General features: G+C 47.3%; 17 protein-coding genes and 2 pseudogenes. 11 read left to right on the top strand and 8 right to left on the bottom strand.

Features of this window, described 5'->3' with window-relative positions; genetic code table 11:
- Positions 1-193: 193 nt before the first annotated feature.
- The 6 genes and pseudogenes from ACQ86N_RS34620 to ACQ86N_RS34595 all read left to right on the top strand — a co-directional run bounded on the left by ACQ86N_RS34620 (position 194) and on the right by ACQ86N_RS34595 (position 3,688).
- A complete protein-coding gene (locus tag ACQ86N_RS34620) occupies positions 194-700 on the top strand; it encodes a hypothetical protein (protein WP_431211037.1) in 507 nt (168 codons plus the stop codon).
- Between the two features lie 46 nt (positions 701-746).
- Positions 747-1,454 (top strand): annotated as a pseudogene (locus ACQ86N_RS34615) (Eco57I restriction-modification methylase domain-containing protein); the annotation flags it as partial.
- Positions 1,455-1,664: 210 nt separating this feature from the next.
- Positions 1,665-2,093: a hypothetical protein gene (locus ACQ86N_RS34610; protein ID WP_431211036.1), complete on the top strand. Its 429-nt coding sequence runs from the start codon at positions 1,665-1,667 to the stop codon at positions 2,091-2,093.
- Positions 2,062-2,691, top strand: a complete 630-nt coding sequence (locus tag ACQ86N_RS34605; RefSeq protein ID WP_431211035.1) for a hypothetical protein — start codon at positions 2,062-2,064, stop codon at positions 2,689-2,691. The genes ACQ86N_RS34610 and ACQ86N_RS34605 overlap by 32 nt, the downstream gene beginning before the upstream one ends.
- A gap of 7 nt (positions 2,692-2,698) precedes the next feature.
- Positions 2,699-3,220: a hypothetical protein gene (locus ACQ86N_RS34600; protein WP_431211034.1), complete on the top strand. Its 522-nt coding sequence runs from the start codon at positions 2,699-2,701 to the stop codon at positions 3,218-3,220.
- 189 nt (positions 3,221-3,409) lie between these two features.
- Positions 3,410-3,688: a hypothetical protein gene (locus ACQ86N_RS34595; RefSeq protein WP_431211033.1), complete on the top strand. Its 279-nt coding sequence runs from the start codon at positions 3,410-3,412 to the stop codon at positions 3,686-3,688.
- 299 nt (positions 3,689-3,987) lie between these two features.
- On the opposite strand, the pseudogene ACQ86N_RS34590 reads toward ACQ86N_RS34595, so the two are convergent.
- The 6 genes and pseudogenes from ACQ86N_RS34590 to ACQ86N_RS34565 form a co-directional block, all read right to left on the bottom strand.
- Positions 3,988-5,059 (bottom strand): annotated as a pseudogene (locus ACQ86N_RS34590) (IS3 family transposase).
- Between the two features lie 497 nt (positions 5,060-5,556).
- On the bottom strand, positions 5,557-6,192 hold the full coding sequence (locus ACQ86N_RS34585) for a RagB/SusD family nutrient uptake outer membrane protein (protein WP_431217711.1): 636 nt from the start codon (positions 6,190-6,192) through the stop codon (positions 5,557-5,559).
- Between the two features lie 71 nt (positions 6,193-6,263).
- A complete protein-coding gene (locus tag ACQ86N_RS34580) occupies positions 6,264-6,980 on the bottom strand; it encodes a RagB/SusD family nutrient uptake outer membrane protein (protein ID WP_431211032.1) in 717 nt (238 codons plus the stop codon).
- A gap of 220 nt (positions 6,981-7,200) precedes the next feature.
- Entirely contained in the window at positions 7,201-7,698 is a 498-nt protein-coding gene (locus ACQ86N_RS34575) for a hypothetical protein (protein ID WP_431211031.1), read from the bottom strand.
- Entirely contained in the window at positions 7,686-10,259 is a 2,574-nt protein-coding gene (locus tag ACQ86N_RS34570) for a SusC/RagA family TonB-linked outer membrane protein (protein WP_431211030.1), read from the bottom strand. Before ACQ86N_RS34570 ends, ACQ86N_RS34575 begins: the two co-directional genes overlap by 13 nt.
- Positions 10,237-10,617 (bottom strand): STN domain-containing protein, encoded by a 381-nt coding sequence (locus tag ACQ86N_RS34565; protein ID WP_431211029.1) that lies wholly within the window; start codon positions 10,615-10,617, stop codon positions 10,237-10,239. Before ACQ86N_RS34565 ends, ACQ86N_RS34570 begins: the two co-directional genes overlap by 23 nt.
- A 151-nt stretch (positions 10,618-10,768) precedes the next feature.
- Here ACQ86N_RS34565 and ACQ86N_RS34560 point away from each other — a divergent pair, with 151 nt between their 5' ends.
- Genes ACQ86N_RS34560 through ACQ86N_RS34540 form a run of 5 tightly spaced genes read left to right on the top strand, consistent with a single transcriptional unit; the run spans position 10,769 to position 13,458 of the window.
- Positions 10,769-11,131 carry a hypothetical protein gene (locus ACQ86N_RS34560; protein ID WP_431211028.1) on the top strand — a complete coding sequence of 121 codons (363 nt, stop codon included), beginning with the start codon at positions 10,769-10,771 and terminating at the stop codon, positions 11,129-11,131.
- Complete coding sequence (locus ACQ86N_RS34555; RefSeq protein ID WP_431211027.1) at positions 11,088-11,612, top strand: ABC transporter permease; 525 nt, start codon at positions 11,088-11,090, stop codon at positions 11,610-11,612. Before ACQ86N_RS34560 ends, ACQ86N_RS34555 begins: the two co-directional genes overlap by 44 nt.
- Positions 11,542-12,072, top strand: a complete 531-nt coding sequence (locus ACQ86N_RS34550; RefSeq protein WP_431211026.1) for an ABC transporter permease — start codon at positions 11,542-11,544, stop codon at positions 12,070-12,072. The genes ACQ86N_RS34555 and ACQ86N_RS34550 overlap by 71 nt, the downstream gene beginning before the upstream one ends.
- The gene (locus ACQ86N_RS34545) at positions 12,069-12,641 is read left to right on the top strand and encodes a hypothetical protein (RefSeq protein WP_431217710.1); all 573 of its coding nucleotides are present in this window, start codon (positions 12,069-12,071) and stop codon (positions 12,639-12,641) included. Before ACQ86N_RS34550 ends, ACQ86N_RS34545 begins: the two co-directional genes overlap by 4 nt.
- Positions 12,583-13,458, top strand: coding sequence for an ABC transporter permease (locus ACQ86N_RS34540; protein WP_431211025.1), 876 nt, complete (start codon positions 12,583-12,585; stop codon positions 13,456-13,458). Before ACQ86N_RS34545 ends, ACQ86N_RS34540 begins: the two co-directional genes overlap by 59 nt.
- A gap of 73 nt (positions 13,459-13,531) precedes the next feature.
- Here ACQ86N_RS34540 and ACQ86N_RS34535 read toward each other — a convergent pair whose 3' ends face one another.
- Together ACQ86N_RS34535 and ACQ86N_RS34530 are read right to left on the bottom strand one after the other, a co-directional pair.
- Positions 13,532-14,524, bottom strand: coding sequence for a hypothetical protein (locus ACQ86N_RS34535; protein ID WP_431211024.1), 993 nt, complete (start codon positions 14,522-14,524; stop codon positions 13,532-13,534).
- An 80-nt stretch (positions 14,525-14,604) separates the two neighbouring features.
- Positions 14,605-14,949 (bottom strand): twin-arginine translocation signal domain-containing protein, encoded by a 345-nt coding sequence (locus ACQ86N_RS34530; protein ID WP_431211023.1) that lies wholly within the window; start codon positions 14,947-14,949, stop codon positions 14,605-14,607.
- Between the last annotated feature and the right edge of the window lie 18 nt (positions 14,950-14,967).

Raw genomic sequence — 14,967 nt, 5'->3', positions numbered from 1 at the left:
CACCAGTAGTTATTATTGACAATGGTAATGAATGGCAAATTTATAACGGCTTTTCTCTCTCAAAAAACAAGATCTTCTTAGACAAGCTAACTGATGAAGGCCACATTGAGGATTTTTCCTTTTGGAATCTTCATTCGGGTAAAACATGGGAAAAATATAGTAGCGCATTCAAAAAAAGCGCCTCGATACTTATTTGCTTGAAAATATTTCAGCAGCAATAGAATTACTTCGTGACGAAGGACTAAATCGGGAAGCGGCAAATAGCGTCATCGGACGATTAATTTTTACCCGCTATTTGATCGACAGAGGTGTTGAACTTGATCCTAAGATTATTAAGAAAAATGCTGAACGTGAAAGTTTTTTAGAACTTATTTTAACACCTCAAAAATTATACTCCTTTTTTACTTATCTACAAGATGAATTTAATGGTCATTTATTCCCTGTCACCAAGGAAGAAAAAAACAAATTTAATACTAAGCATTCAAAGATTTTGTATAATCTTTTTAGCGGCGATGACTTAAAAACTGGACAAACCAGCCTATTCAATTTGTATGATTTTAATATTATACCCATTGAATTAATTAGTAACATATATGAACGGTTTATTGGCAAAAGACGAACGAGACTCTTCTCAATCATTCTATACACCGTCTTTCTTAGTAGACTATATTTTAAAAGATACCGTCAGAAGAGTTCTTGAAGAGCAACTCTTCATGTAAAGTCTTGGACCCACAGCTCGCGGTTCAGGAATTTTTCTTGTAGAAACCCTTAGAAAGATAATAGAGAAAAATCTTTCAAATAAAAAAGCTATTAGCGACGATAAACTAAAAGAACTTCTAACATCAAATATTTTCGGAATCGATAGAGAAATAAATGCTATTAATGTAGCTATCTTTTCACTTTATTTGACGCTTTTAGACTATAAGAACCCAAAAGAAATCAAGAATTTCAAATTCCCACCACTACGAGATAGCAATTTCTTTGAACTTAATTTTTTCGCATCAAGTTTGTTGAAAAAAATAGAAGGTAAAAAGTTTGATTTTATAATAGGAAATCCACCGTGGAAAAGTATAACCGGAGATTCCGAACATGCTCAATTTGTAAATTCCTATTCTCATATTATTAGCGATTTTCAAATTGCACAAAGTTTTATTGTAAACATCAAAAATTTTAGTAGTCCAAAGACAAAATGTGCCTTTGTAATTACAAGTAAAATACTTTATAACCTTCAAGCGCAAAATTTTAGAAAGTATTTTCTAGAAAATTATAAAGTGTTTTCCGTATTGGAATTGTCTTCCGTTAGAGAATTGATTTTTAAGGGCGCAATCGGACCTAGTGCGGTTATTTTTTTTCAATATTGTAATGACAAAACGGCCAATTTAGGAAATGTAGTTCATCATATTTCAGTTAAAGCCCAATCGCCACTTCGAGCTATTCAAAAATATTGTTATTGAAAAATTTGATTATAAGAAGATTCTGCAAAAATATTTTTATGAATATGATTGGGCATGGAAAGTTTTCGTGTATGGAAATATACTTGACTTCCTCTTTTAAAGAGATTAAAAACTGAGTATGATAATATTAATAAAGTAATCAGTGAGCACAATCTAAAAGCTAGGCAGGGTGTCCAGATTGGCGGCGGTGATAAAAATGACTCAAGCCATTTGGTAGGATTTCCGTTCATTGATACGTCAAAAAGCAAAAAGCAGCTTCGTAGATTTTATATTGATTTTAAAAATGCATCAAAATGGAATTTAAAAAAGATTCACAGACCTCGTGATCCTCAAGTATTCAATCCGCCAGCTTTATTAATTAAAAAGGGGCTTACAACTGATTTTGAGCTTGTTTCAGCCGTTAGTGAAAAGCGTTGTGTTTTTACTGATTCAATAACTGCCATAAGAGGTACAAGTAAGCAAAAAGATCTTTTAAGATCGCTAGAAGGCTGCATTAATTCTAGACTTTTCCCTTATTTCACACTAATGACAGGAACATCTACTGGCATTGAACGAGAACAAGCTCATAATGAAGATGAAAAATTTCTGTTTCCGGTATTGATTAATAATGAAATTTCTTCCTCGGGTCAAAGAAATTGAGATTCTTACAAAAAAATATGAAGAGTCTACATTTAAAGATGATTTTTTGCAGGCTGAAATTGAAGAAAAAGAAAAACAGCTTAATATATCTTTGTTCAAGTTATATGATTTTTCTCAAGATGAACAAGATTTGATTTCTTACGTAAATGATATTTCAATCCCTTTATTTAGAGGCGAAATATCCCCGTACTCCACCGTCAAAAATATATCTTCGATCAAACAGTATACATCAGTTTTCCAAAAATACTTTCTGAAACGATATAATAAGCAAGGTGAACATTTCAAAATCGATGTATATTTCAAGCGATATTTCTTAGCAATACACTTTCGAATTGTATCTGAAAAGCCACAAGCTGTTACTACAGATGAATCTTTAAACGACAACCAGCAGTTCTTTACAACTATCAACCGAATTTTTTCGACGCCGGAAAAAATCACTAATGATCTTTTCATGCAGAAAGATATTAAGGGTTTCGAGAGCGATTCTTTTTACGTTATAAAGCCAAATGAAGCAAAAAACTGGCATCCAGCAGTTGCCCATTTAGACTTAATGGAGTTTGTCGAAGCTATTTTAAAAAGAATGCCAAACCCCCAATGATACTCAAATGAATAGTTCATTAGACGCCTCCATATTTTCCTTTGGTGATGGATTTCATGCAATGTACTTGCAAGAAGCAATGAACATGCTTGCGACTGGATTTAGTCGCGTAAGTGCGGAAATAAAATATAATGATGACTACAATGAGAATAGTCTTCGAGATGACTTAGTTAGGCATATCCCCGCAAAGAGGGAAGGGATTGTGCTAACTTTCGATACTGAGTCTAGAAACCTTGATAAAGATAACGTCCGGATTGATATAACAATAATTACGTTAGAGGTTCTAAGTCAGCCATCGAATGACTTTGACAAAAGAATAACGATTGAATGTAAAATTATCGGTGTTGATCAATACATAAATAGAAATGGAATAATAAGTTACGTGGAAGGGAAATACGCCTCACAACTTTCAGTGGCTGGTATGATCGGATTTATTTTTAAGGGATCGCCTGAATCCGTCAAAGAGGCAATAAATGAAAAACTGAAGAATCATAGTTCCATTAAGACTATTTCTTTTTTTGGAGTATAACGAATTAGAAAACAAGTTTCCAGCTTCTTACAAGTCGACCCATAAAAGAAATAATAAGTTAGCCCCCATTGATCTTTTTCATCTACTATTAGATTATTCCAATACTGTAGAAATAAAAATTAGGTAATCTTTTTCCAAACCTGATAGCTTATATTTAGCTGCGTTTATCCGTAATCAAAAGGCAAAACATTGAGTATAGAAATCTTTTTTACTCCTAAAGCAGCCACTCAACATGCTTTGAAGAAATTTATCCAAGGAGAAGGATTTGTAAGGGCTAAATGGTTTCTGAACGCACTTCCAGACGGCGGCTTAGGGTATAGTTGGTTTAGTCCCGAGAAGTATCACTCTTTGGATGGAGTAGAAGCGATCGTTTATCCGGAAGAAAAAGCAGGCCACCCCAAGAAGTGGAAGCTTCACTTAAGGACACGTGCGGGCGCAAGTGCTGTAGATATCGAAAAGCAAAAATAATGTAGCTCGTAAAGCAAGGCAACAATTCGGAGGTTCATTTTACAACGATCACGAAGGAACAAACATTTATACAAAAATCGATCCCTCTTCCTTAATAACAATCGAGGAAGCAGGGATTGCTATGGCCTACGAGCGAGTAAAAAGGCAAATCTATCAGCTAAAGGGCGCGATAGATGATTATGAAAGCTTCCCTTAGTATGTAGCGGTTTTAAACATAGATTCCCATGTATTTTCTTCGTCCTGTTGGAATGTGGGAAATGCGACGTCCGGGTCTTGTGCGTTTGGGCATTTACCATATTTCAACAGGAACCCCCGGGTGTTTTATATCCGAGAGAGCTATGAGGTCGTTCGTTGTTATATATCCAGATCCAGGCTTGCGTTATTAGTCTTGCCTGGGCCAGAGTATCAAAAGCATAGTTATCAAGTACTTCTTCCCGGTAAGTTCGGTTGAACCTTTTCTACGTAGCCATTTTGATGCGGCTTTCCCTTCTGTATAAAGATCAGCCCGATACCGTTGGCATTCGCCCAATCATGTAATGCCTGCGATACATATTCCGGGCCGTTATCACACCTGATCCATTTGGGTTTACCTCTCCATTCGATCACGTTGTCCAGCTTCACGGATGATCCGGGGACCCGGCAGACTGGTATCCAGAGTAATGTTCAAGGCCTCCCGGTTAAATTCGTCGATCACGTTGAAGGACCGGAATGGCCTTCCGCCAATCAATCCGTCGTGCATAAAATCCATTGACCAATGGAGGTTAGGCCGGATCGGTTGGGCGAGTGGCTCTAAAATCCTCGCCGGCAGCCGTTTTTTGTGCTTCCGACGCAAGTTCAGCTTCATATCGGTATAGATCCGATAGACACGTTTGTGATTGTCTTTATACTCCAGCAACCGCAGGCGCTCGAACATCATCCAAAAGCCCCAACGGTTGTGCTGGATAGCCATCGTCGACAGCGCTTGCCGGATCGGTTCGTCATCACTGGAAATGTGCCTTATAATAATACATTGAACAGTGCGTGCCAAAGAGCTTACAGGCCTGCCGAATGCTGATCTTGTGTTCCTCGTGGACATAAGTGATCAGTTCTCGCTTTTCAGCAGGCCCTAGAGCTTTTTTCGATCACATCTTTGAGTACCGTAATATGCAATGTCTGCTCGGCAACGATCTTCTTGTATTGAGCCAGTTCGGACTCAAGCTCCTTCATCCGCTTAACCTGGTTGATCTCCAGGCCCGAATACTTGGTCTTCCATCCATAAAAGCTGCCCTGGCTGATCCCATGGCTCCGGCAGATATCAGCCACCGACTTGCCCGATTCTTGTTCCTTTAAAATGCCAATTATCTGGCTCTCCGTAAACTTTGTCTTTTTCATTTTGCTTCCCAATTTTAGCGATTAATTTTCAAATTACATCGCTACAGTTTTGGGGAAGCCTTCACATGAACTTTCAAAATTTCGAGCAAGCCAATAAATCTTTTAAAGACTTTCTGGGATTTGAATTATATCCAATTTTAATTATAAAACGTAAATCTTATAAAACCACGGGTAAAATATACGATCAACTAATTGAAATAATTGAACGCCGACATGGTGTTGTACATAGATTTGAGTTCGGAGTAGATATAGATAAGGAAAAATTCCTTCATTATTTGCATGTAATGAATAATGTCGTCGACCTTATTACGGCAAGCATAGACAAAAATAAAAAATACAATGTTAGAAAAAGGTCGGACTACTACCGCTTGAAAATGTAGTACTTCCCAAAGCCGTAGTCTAATTTTTATCTTAATTTGCTCAAATAGTGGCCGAAACAGTTACCAATTCAGTGACTAAAGATGCGTTAAATTATATTTACGTGAATTTGTAATAAACTAAATACCAATGAATAAGGCGACTAAGAAGGTGCCGAGAGAAATTCGAATCTCATCCCGCGCACTTAGGTAGATTTTTAGGGCCTTGTAAACGAATGGTTTACAAGGCTTTTTTTGATTGCAGGGGTGACAGCGCAGTCGAAAAAAGTGTGCCTTAATAGCCGGGGTTCTGGATAACATTATTATACTCAAGCTCTTCTGCGGAATAGGAAAGATCAATTTATTCGGATCGATTATCTTCGGATTCAGGCGTTGCATAGTCGCAAATGGCAATCTCTTCAACGCCAGCCAGTCTACCCCATTTTCGTAAATAAAATTCCGCATGTACTCTTTGACGATTTCCAGTTGCAACGCCTCCGGCGTTGTCGCCTCGTCTACCGCAGCAAGTTCCGTGACACCGGCACCCGCATGAGACATAACGGTTTTAAGCAGCATTTTAGCAACACCCGGATCAACACCGGAAAGAGCAATAGCCTCGGCTTCCAACAGATATGCCTCTGTCAAACGGAAAGCATAGCAATTGACACTTAATGGTGGCGTCACTGGATAACGGGGCCGATCGGCGCATATTTTGTGATCTTTATATAAGGTGAGTAGGGTTGTTATCCGTTGTGTACAACCACTGGTTACGGCCATCATCCCTGATCAGGCTTAAAAGCGAGTCTGTGGGCCGCCAGTAAAAATTTGCCCATTTATAATTTTCGCCGTTATATGGCTGAATAGCCAGCATGACCTCTTTGCTTAGAATAGCCCCTGGTCCGGAATAGATCTTTAAGACTGTCCTCAAGGACAAAAGGCCCGTTGGCAATAATATCCTTTGTCAGGGTGATCACCTGATCAAGATCCCCTGCCGCTCCCTTGTTCATCAGCACACGCGCTTTCAGTAATTTGGCATCCCAGACATTGGCAAGATAGATCGTCGAATTCAATGACGGCAGCGCATGAATGGCGATGTCCAGGTCGGCGAGAATGGAGGTATAGGCGGCCGATACGCTGCTCCGTGGCAAATTCACCGTGGCGGCCGTTACAAAGTTATCCCTTAAGATGATGCCGTACTTGCTGGATGGGTCCCGGTATTGGGCAGAGTACCACAGCAGCTCCGCATTTCCAAAAGCCCGCAGAAATCTGGCTTCAGCCAGCATCTGTTGTTTTGCCCCATCCGGAATGGCACTGACCGGGCTGACATTTTCTATAAATCCATTGGCGGCATTGACAAGGCTAAACCCGTATACCCAGGCGGAATCGATCGCATAATAGGAAGGACTGAATTGGAAATCCGGCACGGCGGGAGCATTTTCAGGATCATAAATAGACCCCGCCATTTGGGACGGAACATACTCAAATATATCCGTCCATTTTGTACTGAGATTGCCCTGATCGTCGAAACTACCATTGGCAAACCGGTAATAAACGCCGACCAGCACACACGCTGAGCCGAGGCCTGGTCCTTTATCACATCTCCATCTACGTTCGCATTGTCCGGAAATACCTGGAGGTCTTTTTTACAGGCGCCGGGCAACAGGCCAATGGCCAGAAAGATCGATATTTTAATAAGATCATGTTTCATTGGAACGCTGCTTTTAATCCGATGGAAAAGTTCTCACGGCAGGGTAGATACCCGCATCGATGTAGCCGCCATTGACGCTATAGGCGTCGTCGGATGTCTCCGGATCGCTGCCAGGATACTTCCGTAATGGTAAAAAGGTTGGTCGCCGACACAAAGAGCCGCAGGGCCTTGATCGCGGTCTTTATCTTCAGATCAGGTTGACTCAGTTGATAGTTCAGCACAAGGCTTCTCAACTTGAAGAACGGAGAACCGAAGACGTCCAGGTTGGTGGGGAATGAGAGCGGGGCATCGAGATCCAGCCTTGGCGAACGGGAAGACGTATGGCTGGGCGTATATCGGTCGAGCATGGACACGACAGAATTGGCTATGCTGTAGAACGAATGACTGGTGACACTTTCCGTCCAGAGCAAATGGCCGCCGTGTGAGAAGGTGAAAAAACACTGCAGGCCCCACCGCCTATAGCCAATCTCCTGTGTCATGCCCCCATAATATTCCGGAGCTCCTTTGCCCAGTATCACATTGTGCTGCGGGAACTGGAAGCCAAGGGCTGCTGTAGAAGTATCTAGCTTGAACATGGCGTCGCCGATGTGAGGCGGCGAGAATCCCCTGTCTGGTGCCTGTATGCCTCCGCCTCCGCCTGGGACTTTATGATGCCGGTGATGTAAGATCCTGTGATCAGACCCAGCGGCTGTCCTTTTATCAGCGCCGTATTTCCCCAGGTGCCGATGCTTTGAAGACCATTGGCCTGGCCGGTGGTCTCCGAGCCGCTTGCGCTGGTTATCTGTGTCAGATCTGCAGTGGAACTCAGGTCAGTGACCAGGCTTTTGTTCCAGGTGACGTTGACAGTCATGCTCCATTTGACATTCCTGCTTCGCACAATATCCCCGCCGATACGTAACTCAAAACCCCGGTTCCGGATCCCTGCGGCGTTCTGCGCCAGGATCGGGTAGGTGCTACTTGGCGAAATGGGCAGCGATAAGATGGCATTGCTTGTATGCCGGTTGTAATAGTCCATCGTGGCATATAGCCGGTCCTGAAACAGCGAAATATCCATCCCGATGTCGGCCGACTTTGTGATCTCCGGTTCGACGATCTCATTGCCGAGGATCGTGGGTATCAGACCGCTGCTACCCCCATACGTAACAGAAGTATATAAGGTGTGTTTTGTCTGATCGCCGATGTTCTGATTCCCCGTTAGTCCATAGCTTCCCCTTATTTTCAGGTCCGTTAACCACCGGGCCCGGGACAGAAAAGACTCACGGGAGATCCGCCAGGCCAGCGCGCCCGAAGGGAAATAGCCATACAGCTTGTCGGAGCCGAATTTTGATGAGCCGTCGGCCCGGCCGGTAAAGGTCACCAGATATTTGTCAGCATAGCTGTAATTTGTCCTCGCATAAAAGGACAGCAGATAGCTCTGCGGGGACTTCGGTTCGTCGCCGCCAATATGGAGCATCGTGTCGGCCGAAGAGAGGTTGGTGAAGTTGTTGTTCTGGAAGCCGCCTCCTGTAGCCGTAAACCAGCTATACTTTGATGACTCATACGATTGACCAACGACGACATTCAAGACATGTTTTTGAGTAAATTGTTTGTGATAGCTGAGCGTATTTTCCAGGAGCCAGTTGGACAGCCGGCTATTGCCTTCGCTGCTCACCCCTCGGGTGTAAGAAGGTTGGCTTGCCGCCACCAGCACCTCGATATCTCCAGGAACATAATTACGTTGGTTATAACTCTGCGTGTTAATCGATACCGCGCTCCTGAACGACAGCGCCCTGGAGATCGTGTAGCCGGCCGAGAGCGTGCCCAGCAGGTTCACCGTCTTGCTATTATTCGTCGCCGTGAGCAATGCTGCGGGGTTAAGAAGACCGGTCTCTGCGGTTGCGCCTGCCAGCCAGTGATTGAAATTCGAAAGGTTCCCGGCTGCATCACGCGGTGCCAGATCCGGTCTTGCCAATAATGCCTGGGTATATTCGCCGTCTCCGATGTCCTGGCTGGTAAATCCTGCGAGAAGATTGGCAGCGATTCGAATCCGGGAGCCGATCTGATTTTCCAGGTTGAACTTTCCGGAGATACGGCGGTAATTCGTATTGTCCACAATGCCCGGCGTGTTATTGTAAGCTATGGAAGCAAAATATTTCGAAGTTTGACCGCCGCCGCTAATGGAAAGCCCGACATGGTTCGAGAAGGTAGTGCGGGTGACCTGTTTGATCCAGGCCGTATTGGCCGTACCAAACCAGGTTTGGCTCTTCAGCACAGAATCTGTAATTCCCAGGTGAAAATATGGTGGACCGCCGACGGTGTCATCCATAAAGGCATTTTGCGCCGCCTCGGTGATCAGGGTTCGATACTGGGATGCATTCAGCAATTTTGGCGTTCTGTAAGGCGTGCTTACGACAGACGAGTAAGAAAGTTGTACGCTGGGTGGCGTATTCGACCTGCCTGTTTTTGTCGTGATGATCACGACGCCGTTGGCGGCCTTTGCTCCATAGATCGCCGCGGACGAGGCGTCTTTCAGGATAGTGATGGATTCTATATCGTCCGGGTCCGGGCCGCTAAGGCTGTTGAGGCTGTTGACAAACGAAGCTGGCAAAGCCACCCTGACGCCGTTGGTCACCGACGGAGAAACATTGGTTAAAAAACCAAGCGGCGTCGGGATCTGGTAGCCAGGCATAATGAAATTGTTTCTCACCTGCACGGGTATCCCATCGACGACATACAGCGGATCATTTCCACCGAGCAGCGAGCTGGCGCCCCTGATCCTGACCCGCACCATTCCCCCCGGTGTTCCGTCGGTCTTCGTTACATCGACGCCTGCCGCCTGACCCGCAAGCGCATTGTCCACCGTAAAGAATGGGAGCGCATCCATTCCCTTTATATTCACGACCGAAACCCCGCCCGTGAGATCCTTTCTTCTGCTGCTCCCATAACCGACGACCACCACCTGTTCGGGATTTGAAGGATTTACCTCAAGCGCGACGGCCGTATGGGTCAGATCGCCGACCTTTATTTGTTTCTCCCTGTAACCGACGAAACTGACAGTAAGAATATCCCCCTTTTTTGCCTCGAGGGAATAGCTGCCGCTGCTATCCGTGACCGTTGCTTTTTCCTCCTGCCGGCTATATACGGTAACCCCTTCCATGGGATGGCCGGCTTCGTCGAAGACCCTTCCACTTGACCAACATCCGGCGTGGAGTCGCTGCCGGCGGAACAGCCCGGCCTTTGAGCAGGACATTATTCCCGAGGATCGAGAATTCGACCGGCTGTCCCCTGAAGCATTTTTCAAGCGTTTGCTCCAGGGTTGCATTCTTTATAGAAATGTTGAAAGGTGGTAGCCGTAGCTGGTCGGGTTCGTAGAGAAAAACATATTTTGTTTGTTTCTCGATGTGCGCCAGAACGGTTTGCAAAGGCGCATTCTTTTCCTGTAGCGTGATCTGGCTCACAGCCGCAACGCTCGTATGCAAAAGGATCATCGTCCATATTGTGGTCGTCCATCTCATAAGCAGGCCGTTTGGGTTGGTAAAAGAAGAAGGGACGAATGTATGTAAGTTGAGGCACCCTGATTGTGTAATGCCAATATAGGAAAAAATCCGAACAAATTTTTGCTAGCTAGCCAGTTGGACGAATACCAGCCTATAAACCAGCAGGGTTGTGTTAGCTAAACGCTTTTCCAAAGATCGATCCCAGATCGCGCATATTGGTATTGGAAACCGGGCGGGCCAACTGGAATCTGATCATGACGAACCCGTCGGACAATTATGTAAAGGTGCAAAACCTGTTATCTCCGCGAAGTACCGAAGCAAAATGATCCGGGTTGAAACACCAGTGGGGATCACGGTTTTTTCGGACACTGAGTGTTGCAAATCCGAACACCAGGGAGTCGAGGTATTTTTGCAAATCGGCGTGAATCAATTAGTTAGAGAAATGGTATTGGTTTCGCGCGGGGATGTGGGTTCCAAATTGCCAACAAATGTTCAAAAACTATTTTCGGGTCGCATGGCGGGCGCTTGTTAACAACAAGGCTTTCTCCTTTATCAATATATTCGGCCTTAGCCTGGGTATGGCCTGCAGCCTGCTGATCGTACTTTGGGTCGCCGACGAGTTGGGTACGGACAATTTTCATAAGGACGTGAGCCGGATCTATATGATGTATGAGACGGAGTCGATCGATGGCAAACGCGTGGGAGGATACTGGACGCCGGGTCTTCTTGTCCAGGAACTGAAGCGGAAGATCCCCGAGATCCAATACGGCAGCGCCATCATGGACGACGAACGGACCAACTTCGAGGTAGGCAACAAGAAAATGAAGATGGATGGACTGGATGCGGACAGCGACTACTTCAAGATCTTCAGCTATCCGCTGGTGGGAAGGCAGCGCGGAGTCAGCCCTGAACACACCCGCGTCCATCGCCATCTCCGACAAGATGGCCCGTATATTCTTTGGCAATGCCCACTCGGCCATGGGCAGGACCATCCGTTGCGAGGACCGGCGTAATTTTACCGTTGCCGCGGTATTCGCCGATGTGGCCCACAACAGCTCGCTCAAATTCGACTTCGTCATCAACTGGATGGCGTATCTGGAAGACAATCCATGGCTGAAAATTTGGGACAACAACAGTCCCAGTACCGCAATCATGCTCAGGCCGGGCGCCAATCCGGAAAGGGTGCTTGCAAAACTGGATCATTTTCTGGACGCTTATAATCATTCGTTCACAAGGGGCTTCCGTCTCGACCTGGGTATGCAGCCTTTCAATCAGGTCTACCTCCACAGTAATTTTGCAGATGGCAAGCCGGCCGGCGGCAGGATCGAATATGTCAGGCTGTTCAGTCTTGTAGCTGTGTTCATCCTGTTCATCGCCTGTATCAATTTTATGAACCTGACAACGGCGAGGAGTGGTCGCCGGGCTAAGGAGATCGGCATCCGCAAAGTCTCGGGGCTGTTCGCGGTTCGCTGACGCGGCAATTCCTGATCGAGGCCATCCTGCTGACTGCCCTGGCTGCTGTCATTTCGCTGCTGATCGTGTCTTCCGTATTGCCGTTATTCAATCAGCTGACGAACAAGTCTATTCAGATGCCTTTTTCTTCGCCAACGTTTTATACCGGTCTGCTGGGGCTTGTGGTTGCTACGGGTACTCTTGCGGGTCTGTATCCCGCGCTGTTTTTGTCGGGGTTGCAGCCGGTGCGCGTCCTTAAGGGAGCGCTCAAATTCAGCGGTGGTCCGGTGTTTTTACGCAAGGGGCTTGTCGTCTTCCAGTTCGTCCTGTCGATCGTTCTGATCATCGGAACCATTGTTGTCGCCCGCCAGATCAATTATGTCCAGACGGCCAATATCGGCTACAACAGGGATAATCTTATCTATATGCCGATCGAAGGCGCGCTTGGCAGCAAATTCGATGTCTTCCGCGAGCAGGTGGCTCAGTTGCCGGGGGTTAAGATGGTTTCTTCGATGCAGGACCGTCCTGTTCATGATAGGGCGGGATATTACGGGCAGTGTAGAATGGTCGGGGAAGCCTCCCGGCAGTAATGCGCAATTCACCGTGACCGCCAGCGGATATGATTTTGTCAAAACGATGAGCCTGCAACTCGCCGGGGGCCGCGATTTCTCCCGCGACTATTCTACGGATACCGCCAACTATCTGATCAATGAAGAGGCGGCCGCTGTGTTCCACTACAAGAACCCGGTGGGGCAGCCGCTCACGGTGTGGGGCCAGAAGGGCCATATTGTCGGAGTGCTCAAAAATTTCCATCTCACGAACCTGCACGAGCCGATACGTCCGCTGATCGTGAGGATGTTCAGGCCGACCTGGGGCAATGCGCTTGTGCGTGTCGACCCCCAATACACTCAGCGGGTGGTGGCGGGACTGTCGAAACTATCGGGTGCGCTGAATCCGCAATTCCCGTTCACGTATTTTTTTACTGACGACGAATACCGGAAGATGTATGACAGCGACGTGATCGTGGGCCGGCTTTCGAATTGTTTTGCGGCGCTGGCGATCTTCATTTCCTGTATGGGTCTGCTTGGGCTTGCGATGTTCACCGCCGAGCAGCGGAGAAAGGAGATCGGCATCCGTAAGGTGCTTGGGGCAAATGCGCTGTCGCTGCTGAGACTACTGTCAGGAGAGTTCATGGTGCTGGTGGTGATCGCCCTTGTCATTGCCTCGCCGCTGGCCTGGTGGGCGATGCATGCCTGGTTGAGGGACTATGCCTACAGGGTAGGGATCGAGTGGTGGATCTTTGGCCTTGCGGGAGCGCTGGCGGTCCTGATCGCGCTGCTGACTGTGAGTCTGCAGTCGATAAAGGCGGCGCTGGCCAATCCGGTAAAAAGCCTTCGCTCGGAATGATATTGTCTAGCGCATCGTCTCGCGGAAGGCGCGGCCTGCGGCGGCCAGGTTGTCGAGACGCATTTCAGAATATTTACGGGAAAGGATGACGCTCATCGGCGCCGCCTTTCAGGGCGCTTAGGGTTGCCTGATAGGTGTCGTCGGGGGTAGCTTTGCGGCTGTGTTCGCCGGTGGGGATATTGACGTCGATACCGGGGAGGATGCGGCATTTGCCTTTTACGCCGGCGACGGCGCGCTGGGTTTCCCGGAGAACGTAGTCGGGGGAGAGGCCGGCCGTGGCGAGGGTTTCGATGGGGGCCTCATTGGCGTAGTTGAGCAGGTGGTTGTTCATTTTCATGAGCTCGCCGGGAGGGACGTCGCGGAAGACGGTCTGGCAGATGTTGTGGATGAAATTGACGTAGCGTTCGCCGCCGCAGTTGTTGTAGACTACGACCTTGAGGAAGTCGGCGAGCTCTGCCAGCTGCGCATAGTCGCGGGTAGCGCGGTAGAGGGGGTTGAAGGAATTGGTGTGTTCAATGTGGAAGCCGACCTGAAGGTCTTTCCGGATCGCTTTTACAGAAGTATACATGTCTTTCAGGATCTGACTCTTGCCGATGTCGAAGAGCTGGTTGTAGGCCATGATCTCGGGCCAGGTCAGCATGAGGCGTTCGAATTCGACATAGTAGCCGTCGGAAGGCCGCTGGTCTTTCAGGGCCTGTTGTACGAAAAGGTTTAGCTGGCGGTAGCCTTCTTTTGCGCGCTGAAAGTCGATGCCATGGCTGTGGGCTGCGCGTTCGTGGTGGGGGCAGAAACAGGTGACACCTGCGGAGTCGATGGCCTGGGCGTGGCTTACGCCGATGGCGTTGAGGAGGGGGCCGTTGCGTTCGTTGAAGAGCAGGACGCCGTCGATGTCGTAGGAGCTGCAGAGGTCGCGGGCTACGGCGGTCCAGAATTCGCGGACGTCGGGGTTGAAGAAGCAGAGTGCGCTGCCTTTCCGGCCCTGAAGGTCGGTCTCGTGCATATCTTCCACGAAGGGCATGTCGGCGGGGTAGCTGAATCCGTCCTGGATCGAGCAGATGGTTTTCATGCCGCGGCGTTTCGCCTTTGGCAATACTTCGGCAAGCATGTCGCGGTCTCCGAAGTCGGGTGCTTTCAGCCGTTCGCCTTTTATAGCTGTGCCGGTGTAGAATTTTGCGTGCGGGGTGGCGTAGTTGCCTCCGTGGAAATAGCTTTTGTCGGAAGCGTCGACGCCGTGGCCGGGATAGTCTTTGCCGGGGTGCGGCCGATGATGCCGCGGTCATAGGTAAAGGTGCTCAGATAGAGTGTGTCGACGGCGCCTTTTTCCTGCAGAATATCGAGGACTTTTTCCGTGCCTTCGTCGGCGAAACAGTCGGGGCCTATCTGGATACCGCAGGTTTTCGGTGGGCGTGATGTGAAGGGATACCGACCTAAGGCGGCAAGGGCTGCAACCCCTGCGCTGTTACGGAGAAAAGAACGTCTCGACTGGGGCATCGTTGAATTTTGTGACAA

It is taken from the genome of Puia sp. P3 (assembly GCF_050632245.1).
GTDB lineage: Bacteria > Bacteroidota > Bacteroidia > Chitinophagales > Chitinophagaceae > Puia.
The sequence above is the reverse complement of the archived record's forward strand: the minus strand, read 5'-3'. Positions and strand labels throughout refer to the sequence as shown.